The sequence below is a fragment of the Luteibacter sp. SVR4-7G genome (genome assembly GCF_056755555.1).
Map to the genome: position 1 here is coordinate 125,819 of NZ_JBPGXO010000003.1, position 24,706 is coordinate 150,524.

Sequence of the window (24,706 nt, forward strand, 5' to 3'; positions counted from 1 at the left end):
CTTCCTCAACGCACCTTCAAGGTAGCCAGACCAATGAGCACCAGCACCACGCTGATGATCCAGAAGCGCACGATGACCCGGGGTTCGGGCCAGCCCTTCAATTCGAAGTGATGGTGGATGGGCGCCATGCGGAAGATGCGCTTGCCGCGCAGCTTGAAGCTGCCGACCTGGAGCATCACCGAGGCGGTTTCCATCACGAACACGCCGCCCATCACCAGCAGCACGATCTCCTGGCGCACGATCAGCGCCACGCAGCCGAGCGCGGCGCCGATGGCCAGTGCGCCCACGTCGCCCATGAACACCTGTGCCGGATAGGTGTTGAACCAGAGGAAGCCGAGACCCGCTCCGGCGAGTGCGCTGCAGAAGATCGCCAGCTCGCCCGCTCCCGGGATCGACGGGATACCCAGGTATTCGGAAAAGACCTTGTTGCCGGCGAGGTAGGCGAAGATGCCCAGCGCACCGGAGACCAGCACGCTCGGCATGATCGCGAGGCCATCCAGTCCGTCGGTGAGGTTCACCGCGTTGGAAAAGCCCACGATGATGAAATAGCCGATCACCACGAAGAACAGGCCGAGCGGGATCGCCACCTGCTTGAACAAGGGCACGTAGAGCGCGATCTCGGCCGGAAGCTGGTGGGTCTGGTAGAGGAACACCGCGGCGCCCAAGCCGAACACGGACTGCCAGAAATACTTCCAGCGGCTGGCAAGGCCGCGGCTGTCCTTGAGCACCAGCTTGCGGTAGTCGTCGTAGAAGCCGATGACGCCGAACAGCATCGTGACCAGCAGCACCACCCATACGTAGCGGCTGCCGAGGTCGGCCCAGAGCAGCGTGGCGATGGCGACGGCGAACAGGATGAGCAGGCCGCCCATGGTCGGCGTGCCGGCTTTCGCAAGATGGGTCTGCGGACCGTCGCTGCGCACCACCTGGCCCGCCTTCAGCGCGGCCAGCTGACGGATCAGCCTGGGGCCGAGCAGGAGCGACACGGCCAGCGCGGTGAGCGCCGCCATGATCGCGCGGAAGGTGATGTACTGGAACAGATGCAGCGACGTGAAGTGCCGAGCCATCCATTCCGCCAGTTCAAGCAGCATCGGATGCTCCTTCAGCGTATTTCTTCATTGCGGCCACGACCCGTTCCATGGCGGAGGAACGCGACCCCTTCACGAGGCAGGTGACGCCCTCGTGGATCTGCGCGCAGGCGGCCTCGATGAGGTCTTCCTGCGATGCGAAATGCTGCGCGCCCGGACCGAAGGCCTCGACCGCCGCCGCGCTCTTCACGCCGGTGGCGAGCAGGCGCTCGATGCCGCGCTCGTGGGCGAGGCGGCCGATGCCGGCGTGCAGCTTGAGCGTGTCGGCGCCGAGTTCGGCCATGTCGCCGAGCACCAGCCAGCGCTCGCCGCGCGCCAGCGCGAGGGTGTCGATCGCCGCGGCGGCCGAGCCCGGGTTCGCGTTGTAGCTGTCGTCGATCAGGGTCCAGCCGCCGGGCATCGGCTCGAGGTCGAGCCGGCCGGGCACGTGCGGCACCTGCTCCAGCCCCTCGACGATGAGATCGACGGGCACCCCCAGCGCCACGGCGATCGCCGCGGCGGCCAGCGCGTTCGACACGTTGTGCCGGCCCGGCAGCGGAAGGTGCACGTCGCCGTCGCCGTGCGGCGTGGACAGGACGAAGTGCGTGCCCTCGATGCGCTCCTCGACGATGTCGGCACCGATATCCGCGCGATGCTCCAGCGCATAACGCAGGATCCGCCGCGTGCCGGCCAGGTTGGCGAAGAAGCCCGCGAAGCGCTCGTCGTCGGCGTTGACGATGGCCACCCCGTCGGGCGGCAGTGACCGGTAGAGCGCGCCCTTGGTTTCGGCGACGCCTTCGATCGTGCCCATGCGCTCAAGGTGCGCCGCCGCGATGGAGTTCACGAGGCCGATATCGGGCCGTGCGATGGCGGCCAGGTAGTCGATGTCACCCGGCTTGCCGGCGCCCATTTCGAGCACGGCGTAGCGCGTGTCCTGCGGCATCGCCAGCAGGGTCAGCGGCATGCCGATCTCGTTGTTGTAATTGCCCGCGTTCACGTGGGTGCGGCCATGACGCGACAGGATCGAGGCGGTGAGCGTCTTCACTGTGGTCTTGCCGTTGGAACCGGTGATGCCGATCACGCGCACGTCGCGCTGGGCGCGCACGGCGCTGGCGAGATCGCCGAGCGCGAGCGAGGTGTCGTCGACGATCACCTGCGCGATGGGCGCATCCACGGGCCGGGTGACCAGGGCACCGACGGCACCGCGTTCGGCGGCGGCCGCCACGAAGTCGTGCGCGTCGACGCGCTCGCCCGGCAGCGCGACGAACAGATCGCCGGCCTTCAGCGTGCGGGTGTCGATGGAAAAGCCTGTCACCTCGGTATCGGCGCCGTGCAGGCGGCCGCGGGTCCAGAGGGCGACGGCGGACAGGCGCATCATGCGCGAACTCCTTTCTTGCCGGATTCCATCGCCTCGCGGGCGACGGCGAGGTCGTCGAAGGGACGCTTGCCCTCCGGACCTTCCTGATAGGTTTCGTGTCCCTTGCCGGCGATGAGCAGCACGTCGTCGGCCTTCGCATCGGCAAGTGCCAGGGCGATGGCCTGAGCCCGGTCGCGTTCGACGATCACGCTACCGGGATGGCTGAAGCCCGCCATGATCTGGGCGACGATCGCGTCGCCGTCCTCGGTGCGCGGGTTATCGTCGGTGACGATGACGACGTCGGCGAGGCGTTCGGCGATGCCGGCCATGATCGGGCGCTTGCCCTGGTCGCGGTCGCCACCGGCGCCGAAGACACAGATGAGGCGGCCCTTGGTGTGCGAACGCAGCGCCAGCAGCGCCTGCTTCAGCGAATCCGGCGTATGCGAGTAGTCGACCACCACCAGCGGCTTGCGCCCGTCGCCGCCGAGGCGGCTCATGCGGCCGTTCACCGGCTGCAACGATTCCAGTGCCGCATGGATGCGGTCGAAGGGCTCACCCAGCGCGCCGAGCACCGCCGCAACGGCAAGCAGGTTGGCGACGTTGAAGCGGCCGAGCAGCGCGCTGCGCACCGTGCGCGTGCCCCAGGGCGTGTCGAGATTGAACGACAGTCCCTTGGCGGAGGTCACGATGATGTCGGCCCGCACCTCGGCGTCCTTTTCGGTGCTGTCACTCGCCATGGACGTGCGCAGCTTCGCCACGCCCTCGCGCAGGCCCTTCGCCAGCCTGGCGCCGAACGGGTCGTCGATGTTGATCACGGCGGCGCGCAGGCTCTCGAAGGCGAACAGCTTCGCCTTGGCCGCTCCGTACGCTTCCATCGTGCCGTGGTAGTCGAGGTGGTCGCGGGTGAGGTTGGTGAACACCGCCACGTCGAAGGCGATCGCGTTCACCCGGCCCTGCTCCAGCGCGTGCGAGGAGACTTCCATCGCCACGTGCGTGGCGCCGGCGTCGCGGAATTCGCCGAGCAGCGCCTGCATGCTGATGGCGTCCGGCGTGGTCCGCTCGCCTTCGGCGATGGCGCCGTGCAGGCCAGCGCCCAGCGTACCCACCGTGGCCGGCTTGCGGCCGAGGAAGGCTAACGCCTGTGCGATCAGCTGCACCGTGGAGGTCTTGCCGTTGGTGCCGGTCACGCCGATCACGTCGAGCGCGGCGGACGGATCGCCGAAGTAGCGCGCGGCGATCGGACCGGCCTTCTCGCGCAGGCCGTCCACCGCGATCACGGGCACGTCCGCGTCGACCGCCTCGAAGGGCGGCTCGGCAAGGACGACGACCGCACCCTGCTCCGCTGCCTTGGCGGCGAAGTCGATGCCGTGGCCCTTCGTGCCGCGCAGCGCGACGAAGGCATCGCCCGGCGAAATCTCGCGCGAATCGAGGTTGAGCCCCGAAACGACGATGTCGCCGGCACCCGGGGCGTCGGCGAATCCGTCGAGCAGGTCGGCGAGGCGCATGGTCATGGGACCACCTCTTCCGCCGCGCTATCGTCCGCTTGCGGCGGTGGCGCATTGCTCGTGCCGATCAGCCCGCCCTGGCTGGGCCCGCCCGCGTACCAGCGGCCCACGTTGTCCGGCGGAATGTCGAGCAGGCGCACGGCGCCGGTCATCACCTGGGCGAAGGCGGGACCGGCCACCGAACCGCCGTAGTAGCGGCCGCCCTTCGGATCGTTGATGACCACCACCGTGACGAGGCGCGGCGCGCTCGCCGGAATCATGCCGACGAAGAGCGAGATGTAGTTGTTCGAGTAATAGCCGCCCACCGAGTTCTTGTGCGACGTACCGGTCTTGCCGGCGACGCTGTAGTTGGCGACGGAGGCGAAGCCGTAACCGGTGCCGCCCGGGGCCACCACAGTCTCGAGCATGCGCACGAGCTCGTGCGCCACTTCGGGCGTCACGACCTGGGCCGGCGGATTGTCCGCGCCCTTGATGAAGCTCGGCGCCCGCAGGGCGCCGCCGTTGCCGAGCGCCGCATAGCCCGTCGCCAGCTGCAGCGGCGTCAGGTTGAGGTTGTAGCCGTAGGCGAGGCGCGATTTTTCGATCGGTTTCCAGGTACGTCCCACCGGCAGGTAGCCGGCGGCCTCGCCCGGGAAACCGCTGCCCGTGCTGTTACCGAGGCCGAAGGATTTGTACACGCCGTAGAGGAAGTCGGTGTCCAGCGTCATCGCGATCTTGGCGGCGCCGACGTTCGACGACTTGGTGATGACACCGGTCGGCGTGAGGGTGCCCCAGTTGTGCGTGTCGCGCACGGGGTGGCCGCCCATCATCCAGGTGCCGGGCGAGGTTTCGATCAGCGGCGCGGTGGGCGTGTACTTGCCGCTCATGAGGGCCGCGGCCATGGTGAAGGCCTTCATCGTCGAGCCCGGCTCGACCACGTCGGTGACCGCGCGGTTGCGCCGCTCGGAGGGCGTGCTGCCGCGCACCGCGTTCGGGTTGAACGAGGGCAGGTTTGCCATCGCCAGCACTTCGCCGGTATGCACGTCCATCATCACGATGGAGCCCGAGTCGGCCTTGTTCTTCTCCAGCGTGTCCTTCAACGCGCTGTAGGCGAGGTACTGGATGCGGCGGTCGATCGACAGCGTGAGGTCGCGACCGGGCTGCGGTTCGCGCACGAGTTCCACGTCCTCGACCACGTGGCCCATGCGATCGCGGATGACCCGCTTCGCCCCCGGCTTGCCGGCCAGCCAGTCGTCGAAGGCCAGTTCGAGGCCCTCCTGGCCGTGGTCGTCGATATTGGTGAAGCCGAGGATGTGGCTGTTCACCGCGCCCGACGGGTAATAGCGGCGGTATTCGCGCTGCGCGGCGATGCCCGGGATCTTCAGGTCGACGATGGCCTGCGCGTCTTCCGGCCGCATCTGGCGCGCGATGTACATGAATTCCTTGTCGGCGCGCTGCACGATCTTCTGTTTCAGATCCTCGGCATCGACGTGGAGGGCCTTCGCGAGTTCCGGAATACGGTCCTCGTTCTCCAGCACTTCGGGCGGGTTCGCCCAGATCGAGGCGACCGGCGTGGAGACCGCGAGCGGCTCGCCGTTGCGATCGAAGATGGTGCCGCGCGAAACCGCGATGGGCATCTCGCGCAGGAAGCGCGCGTCGCCCTGGTCCTGGTAGAACTGCTTGCGCACCACCTGCAGGTCGAAGGCGCGGACGACCAGGCCCGATGCCGCGACGCACAGCAGCGCGACCACGACGGTCATGCGCTTGCGCGGGCTGGGGCCCTGGCCGCGGCGGCGGCTGGGCACGACGGGCTTGCCGTAGCGGGCCTTCATCGACGCACCAGCTGGATGTCCTGCGGCTTCGGCGTGAACATGCCGAGCTTGCCGCGGGCTTCGGCGTCGATGCGGGCAGGCTCGGCGTACGTCGCCTGCTCCAGTTCGAGGCGGCCGTATTCCACGCCGAGGTCGTCCTTCTGCGCCTGCAGGCGGGACAGCTCGACGAACAGCACGCGGCTCTCGTGGCGCGTCCACACCACACCGATCGCGCTGGCGATGACCGCCAGCAGGAGGATCGAGAGGCAGATGGCGCCGAACACTTTCATGCGAGCTTCTCCGCGACGCGCAGCACGGCGGACCGCGCGCGCGGATTCCTGGCCACTTCGGCCGCGGACGGGAAGATCGCCTTGCCGACCGGCTTCAGGCGCGCGGTCTTCGCTTCCGCCGGCGGCGCGCGGCGGCTGCCCTGGACGCGGCCTTCGTGGCCACGGATGAACTGCTTTACCGTGCGGTCTTCCAGCGAATGGAAGCTGATGACGGCGAGGCGGCCGCCGACCTTGAGCAGGTCGAGCGCGGCGTCGAGACCGCGGTCCACCGATTCCAGCTCGGCGTTCACGCGGATGCGCAAAGCCTGGAAGGTCCGGGTGGCGGGATTCTTGCCCGGCTCGCGGCGGCCCACGCAGCGCGCGACCAGTTCGGCGAGTTCGCCCGTGCGGGTGATCGGCGCCGTGGCCCGGCGTTCCACGATGGCCTTGGCGATGCGGCGGCTGAAGCGCTCCTCGCCGAAGGTCCAGAGCACGTCGGCGATCTCCGCCTCGCCGGCCTCGGCAAGGAAATCGGCGGCGCTGGTGCCGCGCGTGGTGTCCATGCGCATGTCCAGAGGCGCATCCGCCATGAAGCTGAAACCGCGGCTGGCGTCGTCCAGCTGTGGCGAGGACACGCCGAGGTCGAGCAGGATGCCGTCAAGGCCGCCTTGCAGCGCGGGCCATTCGCCCATGGTGGCGAAGTTGTCGTGGCGCAAGGAAACACGCGGATCGGTGGCGAGGCCGGTCTCGGCCACGGCGATGGCGGCCGGGTCGCGGTCCATGAGGAACAGGCGGCCGTCTTCCGAGAGACGGGCAAGGATCGCCCGCGCATGCCCGCCGCGGCCGAAAGTCCCATCCAGGTAGCGCCCGTTCTCGCGCAAGGCGAGGCCCTCCAACACTTCGTCGAGCATCACAGGGATGTGCACATCGCGCCCCGCCGTCGCCACATCCCGCTCCCGTTCCACCAAAAACCTCGAATTAGTTCGTCGTCACAACCGCAGGTCCGTCATGTCGTCGCTGATCTCGTCCTCGCCGATCGTCTGGCGGATCTTCGCGAGGTGGGCCTGTTCGCTCCAAAGCTCGAACTTGTTGCCCATGCCCAGCAGGACGGCCTTCTTCTCTATCCCGGCGGCCGCGCGCTGGCTGGAAGGCAGGAGGATGCGGGCAGCCCCGTCGGGTTCGACGATGGCCGCGGCACCCACCAGCTTCATCTGCAGCGCACGGTGGACGGCCTTCACGCTGGGAAGCGCGTTGACCTGGTCGCGCACCTGCTCCCACTCCGCATACGGAAAGATCCAGAGACACCCGGTTTCGAAGGGGTTGTAGGTGACGACCAGCCGGTTCTTGCAGGCGCCAGCCACCACATCCCGATACGAGGTCGGAATCGTCAGACGACCTTTGTCGTCGACCGTGATGGCTGTCTCGCCTTGGAACATGTTTACTGGCCGCCCCACCAAATCCCACGATTTCTCACCGAGGCCCACAATAGTCTCGCCCCTTGAGACTGTCAAGGAAATTTTTCTTGTGAATCAAGGAGAAAGGTCACCTTCGTCGCTATTTCCAGCCATTTATGAGGAACTGGTGGAAGGTGATTGAATCGCTGGGTTTTTTTGCGATGGGCTTCGCGTTTCCAGGCGCTGCTGGATGTGAAATCGGCGAGCCAGGGATGAATCCGCGTTCATCCGCAACAAACGATTGTGGGGAGCGCGCCAGCGCGCTCCCCACAAAAGCACACGAAGAAGAAAAGGAGTCGGCCTGTAAGCCGGGTTCTGTGCGTCTTGCGACGTGACAGTCATTCTTCTCGGCCTGGCGTCGCCGCCAGGCTCTAGCAACCTACCCGGGAACGACGCGGGCCGCGTCATGGTTCCCTTATTTGGTCTTGCTCCGGGTGGGGTTTACCGTGCCGTGCGACGTTAGCCCCGCACGCGGTGCGCTCTTACCGCACCCTTTCACCCTTACCTGATCCCCTTGCGGGGCCATCGGCGGTCTGCTCTCTGTTGCACTGGCCGTCAGCTCACGCTGCCCAGGCGTTACCTGGCACCCTGCCCTGTGGAGCCCGGACTTTCCTCGATGCGCACGAGGCGCAACGCGACTGTCCGGCCGACTCCGTGGCGGAGTATAGCTGTAGGAGCGCGCAGAGCGCGCGACATCTTTTCGCGAGGAGCAACAGGCCCTGATGCTCACGGCGTCAAAGATGCCGTACCCGACGCGGCCATGAACGAACGAGGCGCGCCTCTACAGTGGTTAGAATGGCCTGCTTACCCTTTCCGGCCGCCCCATGTCGTTATCCCGCCCCGGCATCCTCCATGTCGTCGCCACGCCCATCGGCCACCGCGACGACATCGGCGCACGCGCCATCGAGACACTGCGCCGGGTGAAGGTGATCGCCGCGGAGGACACCCGCCATACGCGGCCGCTGCTCCAGCACCTCGGCATCGACACGCCGCTGGTCGCACTGCACGACCACAACGAGCGCACCGCCGTCGACGGGCTCGTCGAGCGCCTTCGCGGCGGCGAGGACGTCGCGCTGGTCTCCGACGCGGGAACGCCGCTGATCAGCGATCCCGGCTTCCGTCTGGTCCGTGCCGCGCGTGCCGCCGGGCTCAGGGTCAGTCCGGTGCCGGGGCCAAGCGCGGTCGTCGCGGCGCTGTCGGTCGCGGGCCTGCCCAGCGACCGCTTCGTCTTCGAAGGCTTCCTCGCTGCGAAGGCCGGTGCGCGCCGTTCGCGCCTCGGCGAACTGGCCGGGGAGGCGCGCACATTGATCTTCTACGAGTCCTCGCATCGCATCCTCGAGTCGCTCGAGGACATGCGCGAGGCCTTCGGCGCGGACCGCGAGGCCGTCGTAGCCCGCGAACTGACCAAGATGTTCGAGACCGTGCTCGACGGTACGCTCGGCGACCTGATCCGCAAGGTCGCCGCCGATCCGAACCAGCAGAAGGGCGAATTCGTCGTGATGGTGGCCGGACGGGAAGCGGGAGAGGACGAGCGCCTCGCTGAAGGCCTGCGCGTTTTTGCGATCCTCAAGGAGGAACTGCCGCCGGCGAAGGCGGCGAAGCTCGCCGCGGCGATCACCGGGGCGCCGCGCAAGGCGCTCTACGGCGCCGACCCCTCCAGCTCGTTGTAGGAGCGCGCGAAGCGCGCGACGGCTTTTGAGGCCTCGAGCAGCAGGGCCTGTTGCTTCTCGCGAAAAGATGTCGCGCGCCAGGCGCGCTCCTACATTCGGGGGTGGCTCACATTGGCCTCGCGAATCGATGGGCTATGATCCGGACGTTTCGGCGCCCGAGGGCGCCTGTGCAGTCAAGGAACCGTTCCCGATGCGATCGATCCATGCGGCCACCCTCGGCCTCCTGCTTTCCGCCTGCCTCGCCGGCTGCGTGACCCAGGGCGGCGTGCAGCACGGCACGCCCCCGTCGGGCGCGGCCACGCAGGCGGCGCAGGCCCTCTACACCAAGGGCCAGTTCGACCAGGCCGCGCAGGCCTACCTCGCCCTGGCCGGCCAGGACGGCAGCCATAGCGATTACTACAAGCTGCTGGCGGCGGAGGCCTACCGGCAGGAAGGCGCCCTGGATCGCGCCGCTCCGGTCGTCGCCGACATCCGCCGCTCGCGCCTCGAAGGCGAGGATGCGCTGCGTCTGGACGCTCTCCGGGCCGAGATCGCGCTGAAGAACAACGACGCGAAAACCGCGCTGTCGCTTACCGGCAAGCCTTCCGCCCGCGTATCGCCGCAGATCGACCAGCGCCTGGCCGAACTGAGGGCAAGAGCCCAGGCCGCCGCAGGCGATCCGTGGAGCGCGGCACGGACGCGCATCGAACTCGACAACCAGCTGCGCGGGATCGATCGCGAGCAGAACCGCCGGGAAATCCTCACGCTGCTCACCGGCCTCGGCGCGCCACAGCTCGCCGACCGCGGCGGCACCCTGGAAGCCAACGACCCGATGAAGCCCTGGGTCGTCGAGGCGCAGGCGCAGCTCGGCAGCGTCAACCGCTCGCCCGCCGTGCTGGACCAGGCCGTCGGTACCGTCACCGGCGACAAGGGTGTGCGCGAAGGCTACAAGGTGCCGACCAAGGTCGCCCTGCTGCTGCCGCTGTCCGGCCCGCTTGCCGGCGCCGGCGCCGCGATCCGCGACGGCTTCTTCGCCAACTACCTCGAAGCGGCGCACAACGGCGCGCCGCGCCCGGAAATCGCCGTGTACGACTCCGGCAACGATGCGCAGCACGTGGTTGCGGCCTACGACAAGGCGGTCGCGGAAGGAGCGCGTTTCGTCGTCGGCCCGCTCAACCGCGACGGCGTCTCCGCCATCTTCGCCAAGGGCGCCCTGCCCGCGCCGATGCTCACGCTGAACTATCCGAACGACAACAAGAACCTGCCGCCCGCAGGTGCCAACGAGTTCGGCCTGCTGCCGGAAACCGAGGGTGCGCAGGTGGCCGACCACATGGCCGACCGCGGCATGCGCACGGCGACGGTGATCGTTTCCACCGACGACTTCGCCCGCCGCGCGGGCAACGCGTTCAAGGCCGAGTGGCAGGCGCGTGGCGGCACGCTGGCGAACCAGGTCACGCTCGACTCGGGCAGCATCGACTTCGCCTCGCAGCTCACCGAGCCGGTGGGCCAGGATCCGGCTACCAGCGGCGTCTTCATCAGCATGAAGCCCCAGCAGGCCCGCCTGCTGGTTCCGCAGCTGCGCCTCGCGAAGAACACGCTGCCGGTGTTCGCGACATCGCACGTGTACTCGGGCGGCGACGACCCCACGGCGGACCGCGACCTCGACGGCGTGGAGTTCTGCGACGCGCCGTGGCTGTTCGATGCGCAGCCCGGCCTGCCTCGCCGCACCTCGCTCGCCGACGCGCTGCCGGCGACCAAGGGCGTGACCGCGCGGCTGTTCGCCTTCGGCATGGATGCCTGGGGCCTCGTGCCGTACATCGACTGGATGCGCGGTCATCCGGGCAGCTATCTGCCCGGCGCCACCGGCCAGCTGGTTGCCGACGAGTTCGGCCGGGTGCGTCGCGTACTCATCTGGGCGCGCTTCGCCGACGGCGTGGCCCGCCCGGTCGCGGGTAGCCTCGAACTCGAAGCGCCTGCCACGGCTCCGGACGTCGAAAGCGGCGGCGGCTGATCCGGCGGGCGCGAACAGGGAAGGTTCGCTTGGCCCCGCACGATAAGAAAACCACGCCACTCCGCGCCACCGGCAACCGCTTCGAGGACGCAGCCCGCGAATACCTCGAAGCGCGCGGCCTGCGCCTCGTGCGCGCCAACTTCCTCTGCCGGCATGGCGAGATCGACCTGGTGATGCGCGATGGCGAGACGCTCGTCTTCGTCGAGGTGCGCTACCGCCGCAGCGGCGCATTCGGCGGCGCCCTGGGCTCGGTCACGATGGCGAAGCGGCGCAAGCTGATCAGCGCCGCACACATCTGGATGGCCTGGCATCCCGGCGACGCGCGACGGCCGAGCCGCTTCGACGTGCTCGCGTTCGAAGGCGACGCCGTGGAATGGGTCCGCTCGGCGTTCGAGACCCTGTAGGAGCGCGCCTTGCGTGCGACAGTTTCTCGCGAGGAGCTACTGGCCCCGCTGCCTGATCGCGAAAGGCTGTCGCGCGCAAGGCGCGCTCCTACAGGATTGTGGCGAGGAAGTCCTCGCGCCGCATCTTCGCCAGTTCGGCCACGGTGGCCACCGTGATGTCCGGCGGGGTCTCCTCGAGTTCCTTGCCCGCGGCAGCCGCGTAGTGGCCTTGCTTCACGAACACGGTCGTCACCTTCTCGCCCAGCAGCTTCTTCATCGCGACGAGGATGCGCGGCTTGTCGTCGACCATCACGTAATGGTCCGCCGGATACCGCGAGCGCACGTCGTCGAGCATGTCTTCCTTGTGCACGTAGATGAGCACGTCTTTTTCGAACACGTCCCACAGACCCGCCCGGCGGATCTTGCGCGGCTGGAACACCGTGTCGCCATCGGACAGGATGACCGGACGCCCCAGCGTGCGCAGGTGCGCGATGGTTTCCGGCACGCCCGGGAAGCGGCGTTCGTCGAATGGATAGTCGAGCAGGAAAAACGAAAGCCGCATGTAGGCCGGGTCTCCGCCCTTCCCACGCAACCTCTGCAGGGCGCCGAGGTAATCGGCGTAACCGACCTCGGCGCGGATTTCCTTGTCGGCGGCGGCATAGCGCGCCGGGCCTTCCGCGCCGAGTTCGCGCTCCAGGCGTGCGGCGAGGTCCGCGCTGAAGCGGTCGTTGTCGATCAGGGTGTTGTCGACGTCGAAGAGGAAGACGATGGAGTCGTGGGTCGGCACGATGGATCCTTGCATGGCAGGCATTGAAGGCCAGATGGGGGCGGCCAGCCTGATCTACAGGTGCCATGTCTGTCTTGTGGAAGCGCGCCGGCGCGCTTCCCACGGCTTTCCCTTCAGGCGCGCTTCGGGGGCACCAGTGACAGGCGCTTGCCGCCCGTGGTCTTCGGCGCGAGCAGGCGTTCGATCTCGTCGGGAGGGAGCGGACGGGAATAGAGGAAGCCCTGCCCTTCCTGGCAGCCCGCGCGGAGCAGGAATTCGTGCTGCCCCTCGGTCTCGATGCCTTCGGCGATCGTGTGCAGGTCCAGGCTGCGTGCAATCGCCACCATCGCCTCCGTGATCGCCACGTCGTTCGCGTTGGCCGGCAGGCCGGTGACGAAGGAACGGTCGATCTTCAGGTAGGCCACGGCCGGCAGCTTCAGGTAGGCCAGCGAGGAATACCCCGTGCCGAAATCGTCGATCGCCACCGCCACGCCGAGGTTGTGCAGGGCCTGCATCGCACGCTGCGTGTCCTCGCCCACGCGCAGGATCGCGCTCTCGGTCAGTTCGATGAGCAGACGCTTCGGCACCACGCCGCTGGCTTGCAGCGCCTCGCTGATGCCATGGAGGAAGTCTGGATGGCCGAACGAACCTGCGGAAACGTTCACCGCCATGCGCAGCGCGGGCAGGTGCGCCTTGTCCCAGGCCATGAGCTGGCGGCAGGCGCTCTCGAGCACCCACTGGTCGATCTGCCGTATGAGGCCGAGGCCTTCGGCGATGGGGATGAACTCATCCGGTGCGATCTGCCCGCGCTCCGGATGGCGCCAGCGGATCAGCGCCTCGACCGCGACGATGCGGCCGCTCTTCATCTCCACGCTGGGCTGGTAGACCAGGTGGAATTCGTTGCGCGCGAGTGCCTGGCGCAGTTCCGAGGCGAGCTTGAGGCGGCGCCGCGCGTCCGCGTGCATCTTCGGGGTGTAGAAGCGCAGCGCGTTGCGCTCCTCGGTCTTGGCCACGTACATGGCGGCATCGGCGTTGGCGATGAGGGTCACCGCGTCGTTGCCGTCCAGCGGATAGCCTGCGATGCCGATGCTCGCGCTGACGAAGAGTTCGTAGTCGCCGAGATCGAACGGGCGCGCCAGCGCGGCCAGCATCGCCTCGGCCACGAGCAGCGCCTCCTCGCGCGAGCGCAGGTCGGCGAGCAGCACGGTGAACTCGTCGCCGCCGATGCGGCCCGCCACGTCGTGCGGCGCGAGTTGGGCACGGATGCGCTCGGCGACGCGCATGAGCAGGGCGTCGCCGATCGCGTGGCTGTAGCTGTCGTTGACCACCTTGAACGCATCGAGGTCGACGAAGAGAACGGCCACCGCCCCGCGTTCGTGTGCCGCGCGGGTGATGGCTTCCGCGCAGCGCCGTTCGAATTCGGAGCGCGTGACCAGCCCGGTGAGCGGATCGTGCGTGGCCAGGTGCTGCAGGCGCTGGCGATCCGCCTTGCGCGCCGTGATGTCGGATACCACGGCCACGTAATGCTGCGGGCGCCCGTCGCGATCGCGGATGGTGCTGATGCTCATCAGCTCCGGATAGGTGGTGCCGTCGGCACGGCGGCTCTCCACCTCGCCCAGCCAGTTGTCGCCCGCGGCGATGTCGTCCCACAGCGTCTGCGGCAACGGCCGTCCATCGGGCAGCGTGCGCGTGCTATCGAAGCGGGTGCGGCGCAGGGCCTGCGCGGGGAAGCCCGTGAGCTTGGCGTGCGCCGCGTTGGCGGTCGTCACCCGGCGGTCGGCATCGGCGATGATGACGCCCTCGGCGATGCTGGCCAGCGCCTCGGCCGCGATCTTGCGTTCCTGCTCCATCGCCACGCGGTCGGAGACGTCGCGCACGATGGCCTGCGAGACCTGGCGGGTGCCCCAGACGACGAGGCTGCTCTGGGTCTCGACCGGGCGGGTGCCGCCGTCGGGGTTGCGCAGCTGTCCCTCGCCGGATTCCGGCGATCCCTCCACGAACAGGCTGGCAAGTTCCACGCCGGTCAGCTCGGCACGCGTGCAGCCCAGCCAGGTGGCCGCGCGGTCGTTGGCGTCGAGGATGCGGCCGCTTTCGCGGTCGACCATGAAGATGGCGTCCGCCGCGCTGTCGAAGAGCAGGCTGTAGCGCTCCTCCGTGCCGCGTATGCCGGCGAGGATGCGCTGGGCCATGCGCAGCCACAGGAGCGATGCCAGCGCGGCCACGCCGAGCACGGTGAAGAACAGCACGCGGCCCAGCCAGGACGCGCCGTTGGCGATGTCCAGCGAGAACGCCTTGGCCCGGGGCTCGATGTAATCGTTGAGGGCGGCGATGCGCTCGCGTTCGCCGTCGGCCTCGCCGGCTTTCAGGGTGCCCGAGCGATACCCGGTTTCGAGATGATCGGCGATGCCGGCCAGTTCCATGAGACTGGTGTCGACCGAGCGCCATTCGGCCACGGCCTCACGCACGTAGGGCATGCCGGAAAAGTACTGGAAGATGAAGACCATGCCCGGGATGGCTTCGCGGATGACCCCGCCACGCGCAAAGGCGTCCTCGACCGCGGCATGGGAGAAATCGCCGCTGGCGATGGCGTCGCGGGCTTCGCGATCGGCCATGAGCACGGCGTAGTTGCGCCGGAAGCCGGCAAGATCGCCGGGCCGGCCATGGGCGGCATAGCGGTCCAGGTCGATGACCACCTGCTTCTGCGCCTTGGACCAGAGACTCTCGCCGTTGAGGAAACCGGCGAGGGTCACCTGGGTCTGAAGTGCGACCCATGTCAGGGCAAGGACCAGCCCAACGACCGCCACGAGCGCATAGGCCAGGGGCCTAAGGCGCCGCGACAGGAGTTGTTGGTGGCTGGCCTCGAGGCGCATCGGATCCTCTGGTTCCCGGACCCGACCGATAGTGCGCTACTTGGCGCCCAACTTGCGAGTCACGCGGCCGCCTCGTTCCACTTGCGGACGGAACCCACGGCATCCATGCAGCGGTCGAGCGTGATGCTCATGCTCACGTAACTCCGGCGAACGCACTCCTTGATGTGCTGGATCTGGTCAACCGGCGGGTTCCCGCCGAGCAGCGTGCAGACGATTTCCAGGGCCTCCCAGGGATGGGTATCGTCATAGGCCGCGTGAAGCTGGAGCCAGCGAAGACCGGCTTTCCGGCCGGAAACCGGCAGGCTTTCGGCATAGGTCGTGCTTTCGTAGACAAGCTGCGACCAGTCCCCGGTCGCCCCCTCCACCGCGTAATTGGTCGCGGCGATGCCCGCGGCCAGCGAGTCGTTGCGGCTCACCTCCTCGCACCAGTCGGCCAGGGCCTGGCTGCCCTTCGGCGGCTCGGCGGCAAACACCTCCTCGCGGGATACGCCGGCACTTTCGGCCCAGTTGAGCCAGTACTCGGCGTGGTTCTGCTCCACCCGGATGTTCCGGACCAGCCAGCGCCGGGCGAGGTCGTCGCCCGGGCTGCGGCCGTAGCGGGTCTTCAGCAGGCTGTGCGACATGTAGCCGGGGAAGCGCTCGATCACGGGCCACACTCCGACCATGAAGTTGCGGGTGGTCTGCCGGTCGAGCGTGGCGGCACACATCGCCGTCCACATCTCATGACTGACGATACCGCGACGGGCATCCTCACAGGACGCGACCATGTCCTGTGCCCAGATCGGATAGCTGGCGATATCGGTCTGCGGACCGGTGAGTTCGAAACGTGCGTTCATCATAGATCTCCCTAAAGATCTGCCAAGGATGGTCGGGCGGGCCCGGGCGACCCGCGACCCACCCCGATACGGCCCCGTTGCGGGACCGATGGCCATTAGCTCACATCGTCCAAGCGGCTTCGCGGAAGCCCGGGATGGCCTTGCGCCTAGTCCATCGGTCATGGACACAAGTCCGACGGCGGCGACTATCGTGGGCGTACCAATCACCGAGGGGTCCCTCCATGGCCACCATTCACCGGCTTCTCGCCGTCTCGATCGCCTGCGGTCTGGCTTCCACCGGCGCGGTCGCCGCCCAGCCCGCCGGCATCGATCTCAAGGGCATCGACCACTCGGTCCAGCCCGGCGACGACTTCGACGGCTACGCCAACGGCGCCTGGAAGAAGACCGCGGAAATTCCCGCCGATCGCGCCAGCACGGGCGTGTTCCTGGAGGTGTTCCAGAAGGCGGAGAAGCGCAACGCGGACCTGGTCAAGGCCGCGGGCGAAGGCAATCCCGCGGCAGGCAGCAACGAGCGCCTGATCGCCGATTACTACAAGGCGTACATGGACGAGGCCGCCATCGAAAAGGCCGGGCTGAAGCCGATCGAGCCGGACCTGGCCAGGATCGATGCCATCAAGGACAAGGGCGAGCTATCGACAGCCCTCGGCGCCCAGCTGCGCGCCGACGTGGACCCGATCAATGCGACCCACCTCGATACCGAGCACCTGCTCGGCCTGTTCGTCGCGCAGGGGCTGGAAGACCCGACGAAAAACGTCCCTTACCTGCTGCAGGGCGGCCTGGGCATGCCTAACCGCGACTACTACCTGAAGAACGACAAGGACATGGTCGAGGCGCGCACGAAGTACGCCGCCTACGTCCAGGCCATCCTGGCCCAGGCCGGCACGCCGGATGCGGCGGCCAAAGCGAAGGCCATCGTGGCCCTGGAAACCAAGCTGGCCCAGGCGCAGCTGTCCATCGTGGAAAGCGAGGACATCCACAAGGCCAACAACCCCTGGCCGCGGGCGAGCTTCGCCACGAAGGCCCCGGGTATCGACTGGAACGCGTACTTCAAGGCGGCCGGCCTCGACGCCCAGCCCACCTTCATCGTCTGGCAGCCGTCCACCGTGACGAAGTTTGCCGCCCTCGTCGCCAGCGAACCGCTGGATACCTGGAAGGCCTGGCTGCGCTTCCACACCATCAATGAAAACGCCTCCGGCCTGCTGCCCAAGGCGTACGACGACCTGTACTTCGGCTTCTACGGCAAGACGCTCACCGGCACGCCGAAGCAGCGCGACCGCTGGAAGCGCGGCCTGAGCCGCGTGAACGTCGACCTGGGCGACGCCGTGGGCCAGATCTATGTGAAGAAGTACTTCCCGGCCTCGTCGCGCGCGGAAGTGCAGGACATGGTGAAGAACATCCTGAAGGCGTTCGACCAGCGCGTGGACACCCTGGACTGGATGTCGCCCGCCACGAAACAGAAGGCCAAGGCGAAAATCGCCACGATCAAGGTCGGCGTCGGCTACCCGGATACCTGGCGCGATTACTCGAAGCTGGATATCCGCGCGGACGACCCCCTTGGCAACCACGAACGCGCCGAACTTGCCGAATACCGGCATCAGGTCGCCAAGCTGGGCAAGCCCGTGGACCGCGACGAGTGGTGGATGACCCCGCAGACGGTCAACGCGGTGAACCTGCCCCTGCAGAACGCGCTGAACTTCCCGGCAGCGATCCTGGAGGCACCGTTCTTCGATCCGAAGGCTGACCCGGCGGCGAACTACGGTTCGATCGGCGCGGTCATCGGCCACGAGATCAGCCATAGCTTCGACAACACCGGCGCCGAATTCGACGCGCAGGGCCGTCTCGCCAACTGGTGGACCCCGGCGGACGAGAAGCACTTCAAGGAAGCCGGCCAGCGCCTGGTCCAGCAGTTCAACCAGTACGAGGCGTTGCCGGGCCTGCACGTCAATGGGCAGCAGACCCTGGGCGAGAACATCGCCGATGTATCCGGCCTCGCCATCGCCTATGCGGCCTACAAGGAAAGCCTGGGCGGGAAGCCGGCACCGGTGATCGACGGCCTCACGGGCGACCAGCGCTTCTTCCTCGCCTTCGCGCAGTCGTGGCGCACCAAGACCCGCGACGCCGCGCTGCGCCAGCAGGTGATCGGCGACGGCCACGCACCGGGCCAGTTCCGCGCGCAGACCGTACGTAACCTCGACCCGTGGTACGACGCGTTCCAGCCGAAGCCGGGGCAGAAGCTGTATCTCGACCCGAAGCAGCGCGTGCGGATCTGGTAAGGGTAGGGCGGGGGTGTAGGAGCGCGCCTTTGCGCGCGACATCTTTTGAGGCCGTGACATGGAGCTGGCGCGCCAGCTTGGGGACTGGGGCAAAAAGATCGGCGCGCGCCGGGCGCGCTCCTACATAAGGGCGCGCCAGCCCAGGGACCGTGGCGAAAAGCTGTCGCGCGCAAGGCGCGCTCCTACAGTGTTGTCAGGGCTGGCGGCGCAAGCGGCGTTCGACTGCCGCCAGTGCCGCGTCCACCGTTAGCGCCAGTGCGCCAACCAGCAGCGCGCCCTGCACGACATAGGCGGGATTGTTGCCGACCAGGCCTTCGACGATCGGCGAGCCGAGCGTCGTCGCGCCGACCGCGGAGCCGATGGTCGCCGTGCCGACGCCGACGATCGCGGAGAGGCGCACGCCGGCCATGACCGGCCCGGCCGCCAGCGGCAGTTCCACCTCCAGCAGGCGGCGCCAGCGTCCGTAGCCCATGCCGTCCGCCGCGTGCAATGCGGCCGGCGGCACCTGGTCCAGCCCGGCCACGGTCTGGCCCAGCACGGGCAGTACGCCGTAGAGGGCCAGCGCCAGCAAGGTCGGCGCGGCGCCGAATCCGAGCAGGGGCACCGCGATCGCCAGCACCGCCACCGGCGGAACGGTCTGCCCGATGACCGCCACCGCGCGGACGGTGGGCAGCAGCGAGCGGCCCGCCGGTCGCGTGGCGACGATGCCGAGAGCAAGGCCGAAGGCGACCGCCACCGACGTGGCGGCCGCGACGAGGCCGAGATGCGCCAGCGTCAGCGCGACGAACGAGGTACGCGTGTACAGCGGATGCGAAAGCTCCGGTTGCCAGGCGTGGAACCATCCGCCGGCGTGCGGCAGTCCCAGCAACAGCAGGAGCAGCACCGCGAAGGGCGCGACAACCCTCATGCGCCGCGCGCCACGAGATCGACGAGCACGATCGCACCGACGGCCTGGCCATGTTCGTGCACCGGCAGACGGTCGCGTCCCTGCGTCAGCATGGCTCCCAGCGCATCCTGCAGCGTGGCGCCCGCGTCCACCGGTTCGCCTTCCGCCAGCTCGCCACGGCGCATGTTTTCGCCGACCGTGCGCACCGCGAGTTCGCGCAGGCGGGCGCGCGTGCCGCCGACGAAATCGCGCACGCGCTGGTCGACGGGATCGTGGAGCAGCTCCAGCGGTCTGCCCACCTGCACGAGGCCACCTTCCAGCATCAAGCCCACGCGATCGCCGAGGCCGAAGGCTTCGTCCATGTCGTGCGTGACGAACAGGATGGTCGTGCCCATGTCGCGCTGGATCGCCTTGAGGCTGCCTTGCAGCGATTCGCGGGTCAGCGGGTCGAGAGCGCCGAACGGCTCGTCCATCAGCACGATGCGCGGGCGCGCCGCCAGGGCACGCGCGACGCCGACGCGCTGCTGCTGGCCGCCCGACAGCGTATGCGGATAGCGCTGCGCCATGCCGGGCTCGTCGAGGCGCAACAGCGCGATCAGCTCGTCGACCCGCGCGCGGACTTCGGCTTCCGGCCAGCGCAGCAGGCGCGGGACAGTGGCGATGTTTTCGGCCACCGTGCGGTGCGGGAACAAGCCGACGGACTGGATGGCGTAACCGATCCCGCGGCGCAGCGTTTCGACGTCACGCGTGGCCACGTCCTCGCCATCCACGCGCACGCAGCCCGAATCGACGTGGACGAGGCGGTTGACGGTACGCAGCAACGTCGACTTGCCCGAACCCGACGGCCCGACCAGCACGAAGAACTCGCCATCCTCGACGCGCAGCGACAGGTCGTCGATCACCACATGCTCGCCGAAACGCTTGTGGACGTGGTCGAACTCGATCATGCGCGGCGCTCCGTCAGGGCCAGCAGCCCCTGGAAAAGAAAGTCGACCGCCAGGGCGAGGACGATGATGGCGAGCGTGCCCAGCATCACCATGTCCATGGCGCCCTGCCCGATGCCGAGGAAGACGAACCGGCCCAGCCCGCCCGCTCCGATCAGCGCGGCGACGGCGGCAAGTCCGATGGTCTGCACGGCGACGATGCGCAGCCCCGCGAGCAGCACCGGCCATCCGAGCGGCAGCTGCACGCGCCACAACAACTGCGCGCGGCTCATGCCGAGGCCGCGTGCCGCTTCGCGCGCATCGTCCGGCACGGCATCCAGTCCGGCGGCGGTATAGCGCACGACGGGAAGCAGTGCGTACAGCAGCAGGGCGAACACGGCCGGTGCCGCTCCCGTGCCGCCGAAGCCCAGCGCCCCGAGCGCGGGCCATGCGTGTGCCAGCCATGCGAAAGGACCGATCAGCAAGGCGAACAGGGCCAACGATGGCACCGTCTGCAGAAAGGCCAGGATGCCGACCAGCACGCCATCGCCCCGACGCGTGCGCCACACCCACCAGCCCAGCGGCGCGCCGATCGCAAGCGCCAGCACGAGGGTGATCGCGGCGAGGCGCAGGTGCTCGCCCGCCGCGGCGGCGAAGGGTGCGCGCTGGGCCTGCCATTCGCGCACGAGCGAGAGGCTGTCGAACGCGCGGGCCGCGAATGCCAGGGCAAGGGCCGCGAACGCGGCGAACCACGCCCCGGCCTGCGCGGCTTTGTGCATGCCGCGCAGGCGATCGAGCAGGAGCAGCGCGGCGGCCAACCAGCCGAGCCAGAAGCCCGCACCGGGTTGCACCCGCGTAAACGGGCTTGCATGCGCGAGGACCTGGCGAGCATCCGCGCCGGCAAGCAACGGCAGGCCGACCAGGCCGATCCAGGCGAGCACGGCGGAGAACGCACGCCTTCCCGGGAAGGCGAACGAGTTACAGGCGGCGAGGAAAAGCCAGGCGCCGGCCAAGGACCATGCGTGCGGATTGAACGCCTCGCCGGTCAGCAGACGGTTCGGCGCAACGCGCAGGAACGCCGGCAGGAAGGCTGCGACGACGCCGGCAATGGACAGCACGAACACGGGCAGCGCCGCGAAGGGTGCTCGCGGCATCATTTCAGCAGCCCTCGCGACCGAAGGTAATCCGCCGCCACCTTCGCGGCGTCCTCGCCATCGATCTGCGTTCGCGCGTTGATCCGGCGCAAAACGTCCACGGTCAGCGGCCGGAACGCCGCCTCGAGCGGCGCGCGCACGCCGGGATAACGCTTCAACACCTCGTCGCGGAACACGGGCGCGGGCTGGTAGACCATCTCCACGTGCGCGGGATCGTCCAGCACCGTGAGCCCGGTGACCGCGATCGCGCCGTCGGTGGAATAGACCATGCTTGCATTCACCCCGGAGATGCCTTCCGCCGCGGCCTTGATCGTCGCCGACGTATCGCCCCCCGCCAGCACCAGCAGCTGGTCGCCGCGCAGGTTGAAGCCATACGCGGACTGGAACGCCGGCAACGCGGCATCGCTCTCCACGAATTCCGCGGAACCGGCCAGCAGCACGTCGCCGCCGCCGTCCACCCAGCGGGCGAAATCGCGCAGCGTACGCAGGCCCTCGCGTTTCGCCACATCGCCGCGCACGCCGATCGCCCAGTGGTTGTCCGCAGGCGCGGGGGCCAGCCAGACGAGCCGGTTCGCGGCGAGGTCCAGCGAAGCGGCGAGCGTATAGGCCTTGCCTGCATCGCGGAACGCTGGATCGCTTTCGCGATGGAAGAAGAACGCCGCATTCCCGGTGTACTCCGGATAGACATCGAGGTCGCCGTTGATCAGTGCGCGGCGGACGATGGACGTCGGTCCGAGCTGGGTGCGATCGACCACGGGCACGCCTTCGTGGCGAAGCACCTGCAGGACCACCTGGCCGAGGAACGCTCCTTCGTTGTCCGCCTTGGAGCCCACCCGCACGGGCGCCTGCGCCTGGACCGCACAAGCGATGAGGACGAGGAAGACGCCGGCAAGGAGGCGCGGCACTCAGCGCCCCAGCATGTCGTTGAAGCCGCGCTTGAACACCTCGTCGATCGGCGTCGCCGCGACGCTCGCAGGCAACGCGGCATAGCGTGCCTCGAATGCCCTCACCGCCGCGGCGAAGCGTTCCGCCCTGCCCTCGTCGTCGCCTTCGTCCACGGCGTAGGCCAGTACGCGGGCCGCCTGCCCGGCCAGGTCGACGTCGTCGGGCAGCGCGGAAATGTCGTTCCATACCTGCTTGAGGTACTTCACCGCATCGCCGGCGCGGCGCATGCGATGCAACAGGCCGTCCGGCGGCGCGTGCTCGGGCGCGAAACGGGCGACGACGTCCTGTGCGTCGTCCACGGGAACCGCACCGAGGTCCACGCGGATACACAGCCAGGCCGCGTCGAACAGCCACGTACGCGGTTGCGGCGTGGGACTGTATGGCAGGACCTGGCCGTTGACTTCCACGCTCTCGGGGATGCCGGCATCGAGGAATTCCACGACATAGGCGCGCGACGCGGGGCGCCCGCGATACGTGCCGTCCATGGCGTCGATGTGCACGCGATGGACCTGATCGGCGCGACGGCTGCGCACGCGGGTACGCGCGAATTCGCCGCGCTGGTAGCCCTGGCTGGTGCCGTCGTCGTCGTACAACGCCGTGCAGCCTTCGGCGCCGGGGAAGACCTGGAGGATCAGCGTGTCCGGCACGCTGGCGAGGTCGCGCAATCCCTCAGGATACAGCGGCACGACGCTCCCGGGCCGAACGAAGATAGGGATCTCGCCGAGCGTGTACGAGCGCCGGAACACGCCGCCGCCCTCGAAGGACTCGGCGCCGTCGCGGCTGTACCACAGGCCGGGCGGAAGCCACACGGGGAACGGCGCGGTGCCGTCGGCACCGGCAGGTACCGTCACCGGCGCGACGAGGATGTCGTTGCCGAACATGTACTGGCCCGGGTACGCATACGCTTCCTCGTGGTCGGGCCAGTGGTAGTACATGGGCCGCACGATGGAAACGCCGGTATCGTAGGCATGGCGTGCCGCGGCATAGATGTACGGGGCGAGCTGGTAGCGCAGGCGGATCGCCGCGAAGATCGCATCGCCGTACGGCGGTCCGAAATGCCACGGCTCCTTGTGCAGGCTCGCTTCCTTTGCCGAATGGGTGCGCAGCACGGGGCTGAACACGCCGAGTTGCATCCAGCGCGCGTAGAGTTCGGGCTCCAGGTGACGCTCGGGCCGGGGAATCTTCTTGTCGAAGGTGTGCCCGCCGATGTCGTGGCTCCAGTAACCGTAGAGCACATTGGAGGCCATCGAAGTGAAGTGCGGCTGATAGGCAAGCGACGCCCAGGAGATCACGCTGTCGCCTGAAAACCCGATCGGATAACGGTGATTGCCCAGCCCACCCCAGCGATGATAGATGAGACCGCGCCGGTCGCCGTCGCGCTGCATCTCGGTGAAGAACACGTGGTTGAGCCACCATGTGTTGGAGAGGCCGGGGCGGGCCTTCGATTCGGGCCACTGCTGCCAGTCCAGCCACCAGAAATCGACACCCTCGGCTTCCAGCGGTCGCAGTACGGCGTCGAACAGCGCGCGCATGTAAGGCTGCGAGGCAGCCTCGAACGGTATCGGTGCCTGGGTCGAGGTGTCCCACGACAGCGCCTTCGCCATCGCTTCGTAGCGCTCCTCGTGCGGCAGCACGCCGGAGGCGGGATGCAGGTTGAGGGTGATGCGCAGGTTCTGTCCGTGCGCCCAGCGCATGAATGCCTTGGGGTCCGGGAAGAGGCTGCGATTGAAGGTGTAACCGGTCCAGCCGGACGGCTCGCCGAAAGCGTCCTTATGCTCGTGACCCGGCCGCAACGACAGGCCCGGCGTCGTGTGCCAGTCCATGTCCAGCACCAGCACGTCGAGCGGTATGCGCTCCTTGTCGAAACGCGCAGCCAGCGTGCGCAGTTCCTCATCGGAATAGTTCCAATAGCGCGACCACCAGTAGCCGAACACGAAGCGTGGCGGAATCGGTTGCGGACCGGCGATCGACGCGAAGTCGGCCAGCCCCGCGAGGTAGTCGCGGCCGTAACCGAAGAAGTACAGGTCCTGGCGCTCGCCTCGCGGCCGGTCGGTCACCCAGCCGGCGTCGTCGATGCCGAAGCTGTCCGTATCGTCGATCACGTGCCAGCCGTCGCGCGCGATCAGGCCGTCTTCCAGCGGCAGCTTGCTGCCGTCCTGCCAGGTATCGCCCTCGTAACGGTCCAGCGTCCGGTACGTTCCGCCCAGGTTCGCCTTCTGCGCGTCGCCGGGATTCCAGGTGACCGCTTCGCCTTCGCGGCGGACGAGGATGGCGAGGTTGGCGGCGCTGAAGCGGCCGCTGTCCTTGTCGTAACGAACCCGCAGCGGACCGGTGTCGATTTCGATGAAGTGCCCGTCTTCGGCCACGGTGAACGGCGGGACATCCAGCGCCCGGTGCACGACGACTTGCGTACGGCCGTCGCGGAATGCCTGTTCGGCACTCCATTCCAGGCGGACGAGGCGCGGCGTGAGCACGGTGAAGCGCACCTCGCCGCGCTCGACGATGGCCTCGGGCCGGGCAGCCGCGCCGGTATCCGGCCGGCTCTCTGTCGTGGCTTCCATGGGCTGGCAT

Annotated in this window: 19 protein-coding genes and 1 other RNA gene; 4 read left to right on the forward strand and 16 right to left on the reverse strand. The window is 68.3% G+C overall.

The genetic code is table 11. From position 1 onward, the window contains the following. Positions 1–5: 5 nt before the first annotated feature. The 8 genes from mraY to rnpB all read right to left on the reverse strand — a co-directional run bounded on the left by mraY (position 6) and on the right by rnpB (position 8,093). Positions 6–1,088 (reverse strand): phospho-N-acetylmuramoyl-pentapeptide-transferase, encoded by a 1,083-nt coding sequence (gene mraY / locus ACR9ZH_RS02240; protein ID WP_481289135.1) that lies wholly within the window; start codon positions 1,086–1,088, stop codon positions 6–8. After that, positions 1,078–2,442 (reverse strand): UDP-N-acetylmuramoyl-tripeptide--D-alanyl-D-alanine ligase, encoded by a 1,365-nt coding sequence (locus ACR9ZH_RS02245; protein WP_481289136.1) that lies wholly within the window; start codon positions 2,440–2,442, stop codon positions 1,078–1,080. The genes mraY and ACR9ZH_RS02245 overlap by 11 nt, the downstream gene beginning before the upstream one ends. Then, on the reverse strand, positions 2,439–3,932 hold the full coding sequence (locus tag ACR9ZH_RS02250) for a UDP-N-acetylmuramoyl-L-alanyl-D-glutamate--2,6-diaminopimelate ligase (RefSeq protein ID WP_481289137.1): 1,494 nt from the start codon (positions 3,930–3,932) through the stop codon (positions 2,439–2,441). The genes ACR9ZH_RS02245 and ACR9ZH_RS02250 overlap by 4 nt, the downstream gene beginning before the upstream one ends. Next, entirely contained in the window at positions 3,929–5,737 is a 1,809-nt protein-coding gene (locus ACR9ZH_RS02255) for a peptidoglycan D,D-transpeptidase FtsI family protein (RefSeq protein ID WP_481289138.1), read from the reverse strand. Before ACR9ZH_RS02255 ends, ACR9ZH_RS02250 begins: the two co-directional genes overlap by 4 nt. After that, the gene (gene ftsL, locus ACR9ZH_RS02260; RefSeq protein WP_481289139.1) at positions 5,734–6,006 is read right to left on the reverse strand and encodes a cell division protein FtsL; all 273 of its coding nucleotides are present in this window, start codon (positions 6,004–6,006) and stop codon (positions 5,734–5,736) included. Before ftsL ends, ACR9ZH_RS02255 begins: the two co-directional genes overlap by 4 nt. Continuing rightward, positions 6,003–6,911 (reverse strand): 16S rRNA (cytosine(1402)-N(4))-methyltransferase RsmH, encoded by a 909-nt coding sequence (gene rsmH, locus ACR9ZH_RS02265; RefSeq protein ID WP_481289140.1) that lies wholly within the window; start codon positions 6,909–6,911, stop codon positions 6,003–6,005. The genes ftsL and rsmH overlap by 4 nt, the downstream gene beginning before the upstream one ends. 63 nt (positions 6,912–6,974) lie before the next feature. Continuing rightward, entirely contained in the window at positions 6,975–7,421 is a 447-nt protein-coding gene (gene mraZ, locus ACR9ZH_RS02270) for a division/cell wall cluster transcriptional repressor MraZ (RefSeq protein ID WP_481289141.1), read from the reverse strand. A 306-nt stretch (positions 7,422–7,727) separates the two neighbouring features. Further along, an RNA gene (gene rnpB, locus ACR9ZH_RS02275) (RNase P RNA component class A) lies at positions 7,728–8,093 on the reverse strand. A gap of 170 nt (positions 8,094–8,263) precedes the next feature. Here rnpB and rsmI point away from each other — a divergent pair. The 3 genes from rsmI to ACR9ZH_RS02290 all read left to right on the forward strand — a co-directional run bounded on the left by rsmI (position 8,264) and on the right by ACR9ZH_RS02290 (position 11,503). Continuing rightward, entirely contained in the window at positions 8,264–9,109 is an 846-nt protein-coding gene (rsmI, locus tag ACR9ZH_RS02280; RefSeq protein WP_481289142.1) for a 16S rRNA (cytidine(1402)-2'-O)-methyltransferase, read from the forward strand. A 190-nt stretch (positions 9,110–9,299) separates the two neighbouring features. Continuing rightward, positions 9,300–11,099: a penicillin-binding protein activator gene (locus ACR9ZH_RS02285; protein WP_481289143.1), complete on the forward strand. Its 1,800-nt coding sequence runs from the start codon at positions 9,300–9,302 to the stop codon at positions 11,097–11,099. Positions 11,100–11,128: 29 nt separating this feature from the next. Beyond that, complete coding sequence (locus tag ACR9ZH_RS02290) at positions 11,129–11,503, forward strand: YraN family protein (protein WP_481289144.1); 375 nt, start codon at positions 11,129–11,131, stop codon at positions 11,501–11,503. 88 nt (positions 11,504–11,591) lie between these two features. On the opposite strand, the gene ACR9ZH_RS02295 is transcribed toward ACR9ZH_RS02290, so the two are convergent. From ACR9ZH_RS02295 to ACR9ZH_RS02305, 3 genes are all read right to left on the reverse strand, one after another. Next, positions 11,592–12,269 carry an HAD family hydrolase gene (locus ACR9ZH_RS02295; RefSeq protein WP_481289145.1) on the reverse strand — a complete coding sequence of 226 codons (678 nt, stop codon included), beginning with the start codon at positions 12,267–12,269 and terminating at the stop codon, positions 11,592–11,594. 113 nt (positions 12,270–12,382) lie between these two features. Further along, complete coding sequence (locus tag ACR9ZH_RS02300) at positions 12,383–15,118, reverse strand: putative bifunctional diguanylate cyclase/phosphodiesterase (protein WP_481289146.1); 2,736 nt, start codon at positions 15,116–15,118, stop codon at positions 12,383–12,385. A gap of 59 nt (positions 15,119–15,177) precedes the next feature. Then, complete coding sequence (locus ACR9ZH_RS02305) at positions 15,178–15,954, reverse strand: iron-containing redox enzyme family protein (protein WP_481289147.1); 777 nt, start codon at positions 15,952–15,954, stop codon at positions 15,178–15,180. A gap of 221 nt (positions 15,955–16,175) precedes the next feature. Between ACR9ZH_RS02305 and ACR9ZH_RS02310 the strand changes: the two genes are divergently transcribed. After that, positions 16,176–18,227, forward strand: coding sequence for a M13 family metallopeptidase (locus tag ACR9ZH_RS02310; RefSeq protein WP_481289148.1), 2,052 nt, complete (start codon positions 16,176–16,178; stop codon positions 18,225–18,227). A 193-nt stretch (positions 18,228–18,420) separates the two neighbouring features. Here the strand turns inward: ACR9ZH_RS02310 and ACR9ZH_RS02315 are convergent, their stop codons facing one another. Genes ACR9ZH_RS02315 through ACR9ZH_RS02335 form a run of 5 tightly spaced genes read right to left on the reverse strand, consistent with a single transcriptional unit; the run spans position 18,421 to position 24,696 of the window. Further along, positions 18,421–19,134: an ABC transporter permease gene (locus ACR9ZH_RS02315; protein ID WP_481289149.1), complete on the reverse strand. Its 714-nt coding sequence runs from the start codon at positions 19,132–19,134 to the stop codon at positions 18,421–18,423. Continuing rightward, positions 19,131–20,060 carry an ABC transporter ATP-binding protein gene (locus ACR9ZH_RS02320; RefSeq protein WP_481289150.1) on the reverse strand — a complete coding sequence of 310 codons (930 nt, stop codon included), beginning with the start codon at positions 20,058–20,060 and terminating at the stop codon, positions 19,131–19,133. Before ACR9ZH_RS02320 ends, ACR9ZH_RS02315 begins: the two co-directional genes overlap by 4 nt. Next, on the reverse strand, positions 20,057–21,190 hold the full coding sequence (locus tag ACR9ZH_RS02325; protein WP_481289151.1) for an ABC transporter permease: 1,134 nt from the start codon (positions 21,188–21,190) through the stop codon (positions 20,057–20,059). The genes ACR9ZH_RS02320 and ACR9ZH_RS02325 overlap by 4 nt, the downstream gene beginning before the upstream one ends. Then, complete coding sequence (locus ACR9ZH_RS02330) at positions 21,190–22,095, reverse strand: glycine betaine ABC transporter substrate-binding protein (protein ID WP_481289152.1); 906 nt, start codon at positions 22,093–22,095, stop codon at positions 21,190–21,192. Before ACR9ZH_RS02330 ends, ACR9ZH_RS02325 begins: the two co-directional genes overlap by 1 nt. Beyond that, the gene (locus ACR9ZH_RS02335) at positions 22,096–24,696 is read right to left on the reverse strand and encodes a glycoside hydrolase family 31 protein (RefSeq protein ID WP_481289153.1); all 2,601 of its coding nucleotides are present in this window, start codon (positions 24,694–24,696) and stop codon (positions 22,096–22,098) included. It lies immediately after the preceding gene. Positions 24,697–24,706 lie beyond the last annotated feature (10 nt).

Bases quoted from the DNA above. Each gene is read 5' to 3' on its own strand.
- mraY (WP_481289135.1), bottom strand. From the start codon at position 1,088: ATGCTGCTTGAACTGGCGGAATGGATGGCTCGGCACTTCACGTCGCTG.
- ACR9ZH_RS02245 (WP_481289136.1), bottom strand. From the start codon at position 2,442: ATGATGCGCCTGTCCGCCGTCGCCCTCTGGACCCGCGGCCGCCTGCAC.
- ACR9ZH_RS02250 (WP_481289137.1), bottom strand. From the start codon at position 3,932: ATGACCATGCGCCTCGCCGACCTGCTCGACGGATTCGCCGACGCCCCG.
- ACR9ZH_RS02255 (WP_481289138.1), bottom strand. From the start codon at position 5,737: ATGAAGGCCCGCTACGGCAAGCCCGTCGTGCCCAGCCGCCGCCGCGGC.
- ftsL (WP_481289139.1), bottom strand. From the start codon at position 6,006: ATGAAAGTGTTCGGCGCCATCTGCCTCTCGATCCTCCTGCTGGCGGTC.
- mraZ (WP_481289141.1), bottom strand. From the start codon at position 7,421: ATGTTCCAAGGCGAGACAGCCATCACGGTCGACGACAAAGGTCGTCTG.
- rsmI (WP_481289142.1), top strand. From the start codon at position 8,264: ATGTCGTTATCCCGCCCCGGCATCCTCCATGTCGTCGCCACGCCCATC.
- ACR9ZH_RS02285 (WP_481289143.1), top strand. From the start codon at position 9,300: ATGCGATCGATCCATGCGGCCACCCTCGGCCTCCTGCTTTCCGCCTGC.
- ACR9ZH_RS02300 (WP_481289146.1), bottom strand. From the start codon at position 15,118: ATGCGCCTCGAGGCCAGCCACCAACAACTCCTGTCGCGGCGCCTTAGG.
- ACR9ZH_RS02305 (WP_481289147.1), bottom strand. From the start codon at position 15,954: ATGAACGCACGTTTCGAACTCACCGGTCCGCAGACCGATATCGCCAGC.
- ACR9ZH_RS02310 (WP_481289148.1), top strand. From the start codon at position 16,176: ATGGCCACCATTCACCGGCTTCTCGCCGTCTCGATCGCCTGCGGTCTG.
- ACR9ZH_RS02315 (WP_481289149.1), bottom strand. From the start codon at position 19,134: ATGAGGGTTGTCGCGCCCTTCGCGGTGCTGCTCCTGCTGTTGCTGGGA.
- ACR9ZH_RS02320 (WP_481289150.1), bottom strand. From the start codon at position 20,060: ATGATCGAGTTCGACCACGTCCACAAGCGTTTCGGCGAGCATGTGGTG.
- ACR9ZH_RS02325 (WP_481289151.1), bottom strand. From the start codon at position 21,190: ATGCCGCGAGCACCCTTCGCGGCGCTGCCCGTGTTCGTGCTGTCCATT.
- ACR9ZH_RS02335 (WP_481289153.1), bottom strand. From the start codon at position 24,696: ATGGAAGCCACGACAGAGAGCCGGCCGGATACCGGCGCGGCTGCCCGG.